8 protein-coding genes are annotated in these 11,914 nt (G+C 45.6%); 5 read left to right on the forward strand and 3 right to left on the reverse strand.

Translation table 11 applies throughout. The features are described from left to right. Positions 1-70: 70 nt before the first annotated feature. From argB to FXO21_RS12235, 3 genes are all read left to right on the forward strand, one after another. Positions 71-856, forward strand: coding sequence for an acetylglutamate kinase (gene argB, locus FXO21_RS12225; RefSeq protein ID WP_149640334.1), 786 nt, complete (start codon positions 71-73; stop codon positions 854-856). 224 nt (positions 857-1,080) lie between these two features. After that, on the forward strand, positions 1,081-4,407 hold the full coding sequence (locus tag FXO21_RS12230) for a SusC/RagA family TonB-linked outer membrane protein (protein ID WP_149640335.1): 3,327 nt from the start codon (positions 1,081-1,083) through the stop codon (positions 4,405-4,407). 19 nt (positions 4,408-4,426) lie between these two features. Then, entirely contained in the window at positions 4,427-6,040 is a 1,614-nt protein-coding gene (locus FXO21_RS12235) for a SusD/RagB family nutrient-binding outer membrane lipoprotein (RefSeq protein WP_304487022.1), read from the forward strand. A gap of 83 nt (positions 6,041-6,123) precedes the next feature. On the opposite strand, the gene FXO21_RS12240 is transcribed toward FXO21_RS12235, so the two are convergent. Then, positions 6,124-7,698, reverse strand: coding sequence for an FG-GAP repeat domain-containing protein (locus tag FXO21_RS12240; protein WP_225865666.1), 1,575 nt, complete (start codon positions 7,696-7,698; stop codon positions 6,124-6,126). A gap of 2 nt (positions 7,699-7,700) precedes the next feature. Next, positions 7,701-9,035, reverse strand: coding sequence for an argininosuccinate lyase (gene argH, locus FXO21_RS12245; RefSeq protein ID WP_149640337.1), 1,335 nt, complete (start codon positions 9,033-9,035; stop codon positions 7,701-7,703). A 183-nt stretch (positions 9,036-9,218) separates the two neighbouring features. Here argH and tnpA point away from each other — a divergent pair, with 183 nt between their 5' ends. After that, entirely contained in the window at positions 9,219-9,650 is a 432-nt protein-coding gene (tnpA, locus tag FXO21_RS12250) for an IS200/IS605 family transposase (RefSeq protein WP_149640338.1), read from the forward strand. Positions 9,651-9,976: 326 nt separating this feature from the next. Here tnpA and FXO21_RS12255 read toward each other — a convergent pair whose 3' ends face one another. After that, positions 9,977-10,480: a C40 family peptidase gene (locus tag FXO21_RS12255; RefSeq protein WP_149640339.1), complete on the reverse strand. Its 504-nt coding sequence runs from the start codon at positions 10,478-10,480 to the stop codon at positions 9,977-9,979. A gap of 253 nt (positions 10,481-10,733) precedes the next feature. Here FXO21_RS12255 and FXO21_RS12260 point away from each other — a divergent pair, with 253 nt between their 5' ends. After that, positions 10,734-11,900 carry an AIR synthase related protein gene (locus tag FXO21_RS12260; RefSeq protein ID WP_149640340.1) on the forward strand — a complete coding sequence of 389 codons (1,167 nt, stop codon included), beginning with the start codon at positions 10,734-10,736 and terminating at the stop codon, positions 11,898-11,900. Positions 11,901-11,914: the final 14 nt, after the last annotated feature.

The raw sequence follows: 11,914 nt of genomic DNA on the forward strand, positions 1-11,914 counted from the left end.
TTCTGGTTTTCTCCGCCCCCGGTTTCTGTTACCTTTGCCGACTGAAATTCCGTGAAGCAAATCTGACCTTATGCCAAAGCCTTTATACATCGTCAAAATCGGGGGTAATGTAATTGATAACCCGGAAGCCTGCGAACGTTTCCTCGCTGATTTCGCCAGACTGGATGGGTTAAAGATCCTGGTACACGGCGGCGGAAAGGTAGCTACACAGATCGCCGCAAAGTTACAGATCGAAACGCAGATGGTCGATGGCCGGAGGATTACAGACAAGCCTATGCTGGATGTGGTAACGATGGTGTACGGTGGTTTGGTTAACAAAAACCTGGTTGCCCGGTTGCAGGCGTTACAATGCAATGCAATTGGCCTCACCGGCGCTGACGGTGGAATCATACGTTCCGTAAAACGTCCCCTGAAAACGATCGACTATGGTTTCGTGGGTGATATTGAGGAGGTTAATGCCAAGCAAATCATGGCATTGCTCAACAGCAACCTGGTTCCGCTCATTGCTCCGTTAACGTATAGTGATGAAGGGTTACTTCTTAATACCAATGCTGATACAATGGCGTCCGCTATTGCCGTTGCTATGGGGGGAGAATTTGGGGTTAATCTGATCTATTGTTTCGAGAAAAAAGGCGTGTTGTCCGATCCGGAAGATGACGACTCGGTCATTTCAAACCTTACTCCGGAATCTTACGAATCTTTCAAATCTTCCGGTGCTATATATAAAGGAATGATCCCTAAGCTCGATAATGCTTTTGCTGCGCTGCGCGCCGGGGTGACGCGCGTAAGCATCTGTCACGCAGACGACCTGCTCAGGTCGACGCGGTCGGCGGCTGGCACTGCAATTACACTTTGAAACATCGTTTTCTGCGCAAAGACGTTCATTCAAAATTTTCTTACTAAACTCCAAATTTTGTTCGGCCAAAAGTGTATGGCCGCAAAATAAACTGTCTATTTTCTTCAAAAAATCTACTTTTTGCGCTCAGTTAATAATTTTTTTTAAAAACAATTGAGGTGTTAAAAAATTTAATGTTAAAATTGTGTTAATTTTATAGTCCTCATCTAATACGCGACCTAATTATGCGAAAAAATCTACTCAGGCTTTTCGTCATGTTTTTGATGTTAAGCAGTCCTGTTTTCGCCCAGACTATCACTGGGACCGTCAAATCAGGAACAGACGGTACCACCTTGCCAGGTGTTTCTGTCTTGGTAAAAGGCACGACAAACGGTACTACGACAGATGCTTCCGGAAATTTTTCTATTGGGGCAACTTCTGGTAACACACTGGTATTTTCTTATATCGGCTACAAAACGATTGAATCGCCGGTTGGAAGCCAGACGGTACTTGACATTACCTTATTGGAAGATGCCAATCAGCTTGGTGAAGTAGTTGTTACGGCATTGGGTATTTCCAAAGAGCAGCGGGCAGTAGGTTATGCAACTGCGATCGTCAACAATGAAGCGCTGATCAAAACCGCGTCTCCTAACTTCGCGACTGCACTTTACGGAAAAGCACCGGGTGTGACGATCAACGCGACTCCGGGTGGCGCAACTTCCGGGGTAAGTATCAACATCCGCGGTTTCAGCTCGATTACCGGTAACACGCAGCCATTACTCGTATTGGATGGTATCCCCATTCGTAACGGCGAGTCAAGAAACGGCGATTACTGGGGCGACCAGCGTTTGCGCGGTAACGGTCTTCTGGATTTGAACCCTGCCGATATCGAAAACATTTCGGTATTGAAAGGTGCTTCTGCTGCTGCATTGTACGGTTCGGAAGCGGTAAACGGTGTTTTGCTTGTTACTACCAAAACGGGTAAAGGCAAAAAAGGGCTGGGCGTTGATTTCAATGCAAGCTACAATGTAGACAAGATTGCTTACCTGCCGCGCTACCAGAATGTACGCGGCCCTGGTTATCCTTTGAACTACAATAATGGTGGCCAGGATGCCGCCGGATTTATCTACTATGATACCGACGGTGACGGTACGAAAGAAACAAGAGGTTTACTTGGAGCAACTGTAAACTTTGGCCCTAAGTTCGATGGCCAGCCTGTAATGTCATGGGATGGAAAAATCAGACCTTATGTCGCTTCTAATAACAGCTATGCTGATTTGTTCGAGAATGCGAGCAGCTCCAATATCAACCTTTCTATCTCGAAAGCTACTGACAATGCGAATATCCGCTTTTCATTCACCCGCCAGGATAATGGAATGATCAGCTATGACGCCAAAAACAGCAAGAATATCGCTAACCTGACCGCCAGCTTCAACCTTAACAAAAAGTTGAGAACGGATTTGATGGTGAATTACGTAAATCAGAACACGTACAACAGACCATTTAAAGTGGATCGTATGATCAACAACTTTACAGGTATGATGGACCGTTTCGAATCAGCTGATTGGTACAATGAAAAATATCAGACTAGTCTGGGATACAAATTCGTAAATGGTGCGGGAACCCAAAGTTTGACTCCTGACGAAAATATTCGTTATAATGGATTCAAAGGCGATATCGCGGATTACGTTTGGAATACAAGAAAAAACAAGTCATATGAGTATAGTGACCGTGTAATTGCAAGTATTACGCAGCACTGGGACATCCTGGAGAGCCTGAAACTGAGAGGCCGTATCGCTACCGACTATACCAATGAAAGATTGGAAAGCCGTGGTTACAGCGCTGTTCCTCTTGCATTTGGTTACTCCGGTGATTTCGGGATGAACAACAACCTGTACAATAATGTATACGGTGATGTTCTTTTGACTTATACCAAAAAAATCGGTGAAGACGCTACATTTTCGGCATTGGGAGGTTATACAGCTAACAGAACGCTGAACACATTTGTGTCAAGATCTACCAACGGTGGGTTGAGCACTGAAAATTTCTTCGATGTTTCTGCAAGTGTGAACGTTGCAGGTGGGAAGGAAACAAGAAGCAGATACCTGAGAGACGCTTACATGGGTACTGTTAACTTCGATTACAAAAACTTCCTGTTTGTGGAAGGTACTATCCGCAGAGACCGTACTTCTACTTTGGCAAAAGGGAACAATGCATTCGTTTATCCTTCTGTGAATGCCAGCTTTGTATTTACTGATGCGCTTTCAATGCCTTCCTTCCTAAGCTATGGTAAACTGAGAGGCTCATTCGGGGTTGTGGGTAATTATCCTGAGATCTATCGTGCAAACGTGGCATTCAATCAGGGTAATCTGGGTATTCAGGAAAAAGGCGGCGCGTCGGTTCTATATACTTACATGACTGATGAGCGTGGCAACGACCTGATCCGTCCTGAGCAAAAACGTGAATTCGAATTTGGTTTGGAAACGAAATTGTTCAAAAACCGCATTGGTCTAGATATCGCATACTACAACGCACAGATCGTCGACCAGATTCTTCCCCTTAATATTGCAACGACGACAGGTTCAAGAACAATTCTGACCAACATCGGAACATTGAGGAACCAGGGTGTGGAAGTTGCTTTCAATGTAAGCCCGGTTAGAGCTACTAATCTAAGCGGTTTCAACTGGGACCTGACCTTAAACCTGGCAAGAAACATCAATAAAGTAGAGAAGCTTGCAAATAACTCGAAAGAATTGCTGCACGCTGATTATGATGGAAACGCTGCTCAGGTACGATCGATCGTGGGTCAGCCGATGGGAGATATTTACGCGCATGGTATTTTGAAAAATGCGAAAGGACAGAATGTTGTCGGACCAAACGGTTTGTACCAGTTGGACGGAGTTAACTGGATCAAAGTAGGTAATGCAATGCCTAAGCTAACCGGTGGTCTTATCAACGCTTTCAGCTACAAAAACTTCACGCTTGATGCCGTTGTGGATTTCAGAATTGGAGGTCACATCATGCCGACCGGTATCAACTGGATGACTTCCAGAGGTTTGACTGAAGAAAGCCTTAACAATATGGATAAAGAGCGTGGCGGCTTGTCATACTATGTTGATGCAAATGGAAAAGGCGTTCAGACTTCCGAATCAGCCGGACCAACAGGTCAGCCGGTTTATCATGACGGTATGCTGATGGAAGGTGTAACAGCAGCTGGTGAAGTGAATACAAACGTGGTTTCTCAGGCGACATACTATAACGCAACTTACAACTGGGGTGGTCCTCAGTACGGGAATTCGCGTTACGAGCTGTTTATCCAGGAAAACACCTATTTTAAAATGCGTGAGCTCTCACTTGCTTATCGCCTTCCTTCCAACATCGGAAGAAAGCTGGGTGCTCAGAATATTTCGCTGTCGGTTTTCGGACGTAACCTGTTCTTCCTTTACAGAACTGTAAAAGACCTGGATGCAGAGCAAACCAACATCAGTACCAGGTGGTATGAGAACATCAGCAATGCGGGTAGCAATCCTTCTTTCCGTACTATGGGTGTTATGCTGAGAGCCAGCTTCTAATTTTAAAATGATCATGACAATGAAACAGATATCATCATTCATATTGGCGGGACTAATGCTGGTGGCAGTGTCCTGCAAAGAAACCGAGTTTACTGAAAGGTACCCGGACCCTGCAAAAATTGCTGAGACATCCGTGGAAAAGCAGTATACAGGTATTATGTATAGAAACCGGGAATGGGTATTGCCGGGATACGGAAATTACTTTGTAACGTTACGCACGTCCATTAACCGTTACACACAGGCGGTTGGGTGGCCTTTTGAATCTGGAAATTATGTTCCTGGTTCGGCCGGAGCGCAGGATCTTTGGTTTAATTACTACCACACATTATCGCAGTTTCGCGAAATGGAGCGGGTATACGCAACCAGGCCAGCGGCGGAGCAAACAGACAAGCGGATCTTCCTGGTCACTGCAAAGATTTATCTGTATGACTATACGCAGCGCCTTGTAGATATCTTCGGTGCAATACCTTTTACTGAGGCTGGAATGCTTAGCGCTAACAATGGTGACTATGCTGTATCCAATGCGAAGTTTGATAGCGCCGAATCCATCTATACACTGATGCTGGACGATCTTAAAGCAATAGCGACGGAGTTAAATACCATTCCCGCAAATCCAGGCTTTAAGAACTATCAACAAGCATTCAAAACGGCTGATATAGTAAACAAAGGAAGTGTTGATCTGTGGAAACGCTACTGCAACTCACTTCGCCTGCGTATGCTAAGCCGTGTGTCTGGTGCTCCTGATTTCAAAGCAAGAGCTACTGCCGAGATGAATGAAATTCTGACGAACACAGCCAATTTCCCAATTGTTGAAACCAACGAGCAAAATATCCAGATGAATGTCTATGACGTCAACACGGATGTCAATTCAAAAGGATTTAAGGATGGTATTGCCTCTGGCGGCGGAGATTGGTTTGGAAATACTGCCGGTAAAAAGATCATCGACCACATGAATACCAATGCAGATCCACGTTTGCCGATCATTTTCGAGCCTGGCCAAAAAGCGAAGGGAGTATATGCAGGTATTGACCCGCTTGCTACCAATGCGATGCAATTCACAATGTATCAGGATGGACTGGTGTCGATCTACAACCGCTATACATTGAGCCACAACCAGTTTTTCCCAGGTGTGATCATCAATGCAGCCCAGGTGAACCTGATCAAAGCAGAGTACTATCTGAACACTGGAAATGACGCTTTGGCAAAAACGGCTTATGAGGCCGCCATTTCACAATCCGTCAAATTCTACAACGGCATACTTGCAATCACCAATGCAACCGGCATTTCCGACGCGACTATTCCTAGCCCTGCAACTGATGCTTCGATAACTGCATACATCGCAGGAAAAGGTGTAAACTGGACTGCTGCTGGCACTCCCGCTGCAAAGTTAAGCCTGATCGCTACACAGAAATGGTTGCATTTCAACCTGGTACAAGCCTACGAAAACTGGGCCGAAGTGCGCAGAATGGATGTGCCTACATTGCAGTTTCAGACTGACAATGCGAACAACCAGACTTTGCCTCCGGTAAGATGGACTTACCCGGGCCATGAGGCTACTTACAACCCTGAAAACTACGCTTCTGTAAGAGATACGGATAAATTGACGCAGCGGATTTTCTGGGATGTTAAATAATTGACCCTGATTAAAAGAATAGATTTAGTTAACATTTAGAAAGAGGTAGACCAGCTGGTCTGCCTCTTTTTTTTCGTGAAGGATTATCTTTTAAGATTTTTTAGAACCAGTAACTGAGGAAAGGAAGTTGTTCCGCGGGCCATTAAGCTGGTTATTTCTCCTATTGTGTGAAAATACGAACCCAGAATAATGTCGAAATCCCCATCCTGATCCAGGTCTCCTACTTCCATGGTAAGCCATTTGCCGGCGGCTGCCGGCGGGGTTGAGTAAGCGTTAAAGGTCAACTTACCTTCATTGGAAAGATATATAAATCCGTGTGCCGGATTTTCCAGATCACTGTAAAAGGAGATCGCGGCAATATCCAGGTCTCCGTCTCTATCAAAATCTCTTGCGACCGCCTTGCTGGCGCCGTGCAGCGGATAAAACCACGCGAGCTTGAAGTTATCCTTCCCATCATTAAGATAAAGCCTGACACCATGATAGTTCTTAGCAACTGGTGAGAGATCCCAATTGTCGCCGTTCGTAGCGAGAATATCCTGAAATCCGTCTTTGTTGAAATCCACCAGCTCGAAGTAAGCCATTCCGTAGGACGGCGGAAATTGCAACAATACCTTTTCCCTGAACTTTCCGTTTCCAAAATTATAGAAGATAGAAATCTCTTCCCTGGCCTGCGCCATTAATGCGATTATGTCCGGTTTTTTATCTTTATTAAAATCAAAAATTTCCGTTTTCCTCGCGCCGGGCAGCTCTTTCAGAATATGTTCTTTCTCTGATTTAAAATCGTCAAGCCAGAATAGTTTTCCACTGTGATTACCAAAGCCGGAGATCAGGGCGTCGGCTTTCCCGTCCATATTCAAATCGCCGGAGGTGAAATGTACAGGCCTCGGAAGTTGCTGAATGTTAACGATTTCCTGGGTCGGGATAGCGGCTTTCGATACAGACATTAATCTGCCGGTTCGCTGGTCGGAAGGTTTGAAAACGCCAATTGTCAGCAGTCTCGGTGCAGCGTTTTCAGGGAAATCGATATCAGTAGGAGCGGAGTCGATCCAGAAATTTTCTTTCGGCTGCATTGCAATGTCGAGTGTAATCAATGCATTTTGATCGTCGCCTACATACAGTTGCGAGGTAGTAGCGTCGAATTTAAGTAAGGTGGTTTTGGGGACCGCAATATTCTCAAGACTCACATATTGCCCGGAAAACATCGAAAGAGAATCAGAAACGGGCTTTTGAGCGACCTGCGGGAGCGGCTGGACCGGCGCTTCATGCTGGTAATATGCTACGATCTTTTTCCATTCTGCTTCTGAGATCAGCGGTGTTTCAGGGTAAATATTCAGCTGTCGAATGATCTTTTCTTCTTCCGGGATCAAATCTGCAAGTGGATTTTGGCCGGCGAATCGAAGTCCGAGCCGCTCGCCCATATTGGGCAGTACGCTGGTAACCCAGGTATTTTTGTCTAATAACGCCGGTTCAGGAAAGAGATGACAGCGCTGGCAGTAATCTTTCGCAAGCAGCTTTCCCTCGGCAACGGAGTCGGCAGGTAGTTTTTGAGTAAAAACAATAGCATTTACTTCCGGCCTTTTCCAGGCCAGGTTTGCCGACAGGCAGCCACTCCAAATCAAGAATGAAAGAAACAGTCCTTTTTCTGGAGTGCGCATCATGGTCAGCTTATCAATTGATCAAGCGCTTTCTGTACTTTTTCAAAACCAAATGCCGCAAGTTCTTTTTGCATTCTGGCACTGATCTCGGCAGTTTGCAGATTCCCGATACTACCTTCGTGGGTGTGTTTCAGATCGCGCGGCGCAATGTAACTTCCATCCCCGATTTCACTCCCAACCTGGCGATAGGCATCCCGAAAAGGTACACCATTGATTACCAGCTCATTTACACGCTCCACACTGAATAGCAGATCATACTTCTGGTCATTCAGTAAATCGGACTTTACTTTCATATTTTCCAGCATGAAAGCAGCAATATCCAGACAGTCGAGTATTTCGTCAAATGCAGGCATCAATATCTCTTTCAGCAGCTGCATATCTCTGTGATAGCCGGAAGGCAGGTTGCTCAAAACCATTGTTACCTCCATCGGCAGGGCTTTCATCCGGTTGGTTTTAGCTCGAAGCAATTCGGCCACGTCCGGATTTTTCTTATGCGGCATAATGCTGCTACCAGTGGTTAGATCATCTGGTAAAATTATAAATCCAAAATTCTGGCTATTGTACAGGCAAACGTCCATCGCCAGCCGGGAAACCGTAGCAGCAAGCGACGAAATGGCGGTGAGCGCGGCCTGCTCGGTACGGCCGCGGCTCATTTGCGCATACACAACATTGTGGTGCATCCCTTCAAATCCCAGTAACTCGGTGGTGAGTTGCCTGTTGAGCGGAAATGAAGAACCATAACCCGCCCCGGATCCCAGCGGATTGCGGTTTGCGAGCCGGTAAGCCGCATTTATCTGTATAATATCATCAATCAATCCCTCTGCATAAGCTCCAAACCAAAGCCCGAACGAAGAAGGCATCGCGATTTGTAAATGCGTATAGCCGGGCAGCAGATCGTTTTTATGTTCTTCGGATTTTGCAGCTAATACATTGAAAAGCTTTTCCGTAGCAGTTGCCACGTCAAATAACCGCGCGCGGGTGTAGAGTTTCATGTCTACCAGCACCTGGTCATTCCGGGAGCGCCCGCTATGAATTTTTTTACCGGTATCCCCAAGTTTTCGGGTCAAAAGCAGCTCCACCTGCGAATGCACATCTTCTACACCGTCTTCAATCACAAACTCTCCATTCTTAACCTGTTCGTAAATATGTTTCAGCTCTGCGGTCAATACTTTCAGGTCATCAGAGGTCAGCAGACCGATGGTTTCGAGCATAATGGCATGTGCAATATTGCCAAGTACATCGAATTCCGCGAGGTTAAGATCCATTTCACGGTCTCTGCCAACGGTAAATCGTTCGATTTTTTCAGAAGTAACAGTATTTTCTTTTTGCCAGAGTTTCAAAATATGTGGCTGTTAGTGGATTAAAAAGGAAGCAATTGAGCCTCAAATTTACGCGCATTCGCGATTATAACCCTTATTCCGTCCACTGAAGTTGACGGAAATTTATGGTTTGGGATTTTTCAATATTATCTGCAGTTACTTCTGTAAAGGTTTATCGTCCAAATGCTATAACCTTCATCATTTATGAGCTGGACAAACATTTGGGTTCACGTCGTATTTGCAACCAAATACCGCCACCGTTTTCTCAACGACGAGATTCGTCTGACCATTTTTCTTCATATGAAGGAAAATGCTAATTTAAAAGGCATTCATATTGATGTGATTAATGGCTACCATGATCACGCGCATTGTCTGATTTCTATGGGGCGTGAGCAGTCACTGAGTAAGATCGTGCAGCAAATCAAAGGAGAATCTTCCTGCTGGATCAATCAGAATAAACTGACACGTAAAAAATTCGTCTGGCAAGACGACTACTGGGCCGCAAGTGTGAGCCAGCGGCACGTCGACCGGGTTAGGCACTATATTCTTAATCAGGAAGCACACCATTCGGCGAAGACATTCAAAGAAGAGATCAATGCTTTTGCAATGAAAAATAATTGGCCACAAGTGAATTAAAATCATCCATCAACTGAAGTCGACGGGTAATGATCAGGATTTGGGCAAGACCGCAAAAATCAATGACCGTTCACTTCAGTGAGCGGAATAGGGCTTCGCAGATCGCAGGGTATAGCGGGATCCGTCGACTGAAGTCGACGGGTAATGATTGGGGCTTGGCAAGACCGCAAAAATCAATGACCGTTCACTTCAGTGAGCGGAATAGGGCTTCGCAGATCGCAGGGTATAGCGCGATCCATCGACTGAAGTCGACGGGTAATGATCAGGGTTTGGTAAACCCGCGAAAATCAATGACCGTTCACTTCAGTGAACGGAACAAAACAAGACTAAAACAGCCTCTTAATAGCGACGAAGCGCTTCTGATAGTAGGATGCGTGCAGCAGATCGTAGCGGATGCCACCTTTGAATGCAGAGTGAATGAATTTCACATAACCCGGCGCGACTTCGGTAATAATGCCTACGTGTCCGATATGCTTACTTTTCGTGCTTTCACCTTTGAAAAAGATAAGATCTCCGGGCTTTGCATTATCTAGTTCGACGGTCTCGCCATGTTTGGCCTGTGCAGCGCTTGAGTGTGGTAGTGTAATATCAAGCTTGTTGAAGCAGTAGCGAACAAATCCGGAACAGTCAAAACCTTTTTTGGAAGAGCCGCCCGAGCGGTAAGGAATGTGTAAATGTTTCGTGGCAAAATTGACCAGGGACTGAACATTATTGAGAGAATCAGCCGCGACTTTGCTGGATTTCAGGTCGTTGCTATAAGCAGGCTGACCAAATGCATGAATGAAAAGCAAACCGGCAATTATAAAAACGAAACGCTTGGCAAATGTCATGAAGGGTAGGAGGTTGCGACTCTTGAACTCTCAAACAATAGATTCTACGGTTTTTCAGATTGAAAACGGTATAACGTAAAACTAAAAGGAACATTTTGAGTATCCTAATTCTAATTAATACTAATTTTTGGCAATATTTTGTAAATGACTGAGCGTAATGCGTTAAGCACCTACTCATTAAAGTAAAGCTTTAAAAGCCTTTTTGCCTACTTTTGTGCCTGATTAAGAACTGTCCGATTTAATGAAAATCCAGATGAATACTACCGACCGATATCTCCAGCGCGGTGTCTCGGCTTCGAAAGAAGATGTGCACAAGGCCATTGAAAAAATTGACAAAGGCATTTTCCCGAAGGCTTTTTGCAAGATCGTCCCGGATACGCTCGCAGGCGATCCCGACTATTGCACCGTTATGCACGCTGATGGTGCGGGTACCAAAACTTCCCTGGCGTATTTGTACTGGAAAGAAACGGGCGATATCTCAGTCTGGAAAGGCATTGCACAGGATGCGATAGTCATGAATACCGACGATCTGCTGTGCGTAGGAGCAACGGGCCCGATGCTGTATTCTTCTACGATAGATCGGAACAAGAACCGTATTCCGGGAGAAGTGATAGCGGAAATCATCAATGGTGCAGAAGAAGTGCTGGAAATGTTGCGCAGCTACGGCGTGGAGATTTACAGTACCGGCGGTGAAACTGCGGATGTTGGCGACCTGGTCAGGACAGTGACTGTGAATAGTACGGTTATCGCCCGCATGAAACGCGCAGCAGTTGTTGATAATGCGAACATTAGGCCGGGAGATGTGATCGTTGGGTTCGCTTCGTATGGTCAGGCGACTTATGAAACGCAATACAATGGCGGAATGGGAAGTAATGGCCTTACTTCTGCCCGACATGATATTTTAGGAAAGTATCTGAAAAAATACACGGAAAGCTTTGATCCGGAGGTAAATGACGAACTGATATACAGCGGAAGTAAAAATCTGACAGATGCAGTGGAAGGTACGCCGCTGAATGTGGGCCAGCTTATTTTGTCACCTACCCGCACTTACGCCCCTTTGGCCAAAGCATTGTTCGATGAAATTCGTCCGCATATCCATGGCATGGTACACTGCAGCGGCGGTGCGCAGACGAAGATTCTACATTTTGTTGATAACCTTCACATTATCAAAGATAACCTGCTACCCATTCCCCCACTTTTTCAGATGATCCGCGAAGAGAGCGGGACTGGCTGGGAGGAAATGTACAAGGTTTTTAATATGGGACACAGGCTCGAAATCTATTTGCCGGAAGAGTTTGCAGCGCAGGTAATTGCTACCGCAGATTCATTCGGAATAGCGGCACAGGTTGTAGGAAGGGTGGAAGAAGCACGTGAGAAGAAACTTACCATTGAAAGCGAATTCGGCAAGTTCGTTTATTGATAGAAAAACAATCA

The organism is Dyadobacter sp. UC 10 (assembly GCF_008369915.1).
Taxonomy (GTDB): Bacteria; Bacteroidota; Bacteroidia; order Cytophagales; family Spirosomataceae; genus Dyadobacter.

Bases quoted from the DNA above. Each gene is read 5' to 3' on its own strand.
- argB (WP_149640334.1), top strand. From the start codon at position 71: ATGCCAAAGCCTTTATACATCGTCAAAATCGGGGGTAATGTAATTGAT.
- FXO21_RS12255 (WP_149640339.1), bottom strand. From the start codon at position 10,480: ATGACATTTGCCAAGCGTTTCGTTTTTATAATTGCCGGTTTGCTTTTC.
- FXO21_RS12235 (WP_304487022.1), top strand. From the start codon at position 4,427: ATGAAACAGATATCATCATTCATATTGGCGGGACTAATGCTGGTGGCA.
- FXO21_RS12260 (WP_149640340.1), top strand. From the start codon at position 10,734: ATGAATACTACCGACCGATATCTCCAGCGCGGTGTCTCGGCTTCGAAA.
- tnpA (WP_149640338.1), top strand. From the start codon at position 9,219: ATGAGCTGGACAAACATTTGGGTTCACGTCGTATTTGCAACCAAATAC.
- FXO21_RS12240 (WP_225865666.1), bottom strand. From the start codon at position 7,698: ATGATGCGCACTCCAGAAAAAGGACTGTTTCTTTCATTCTTGATTTGG.
- FXO21_RS12230 (WP_149640335.1), top strand. From the start codon at position 1,081: ATGCGAAAAAATCTACTCAGGCTTTTCGTCATGTTTTTGATGTTAAGC.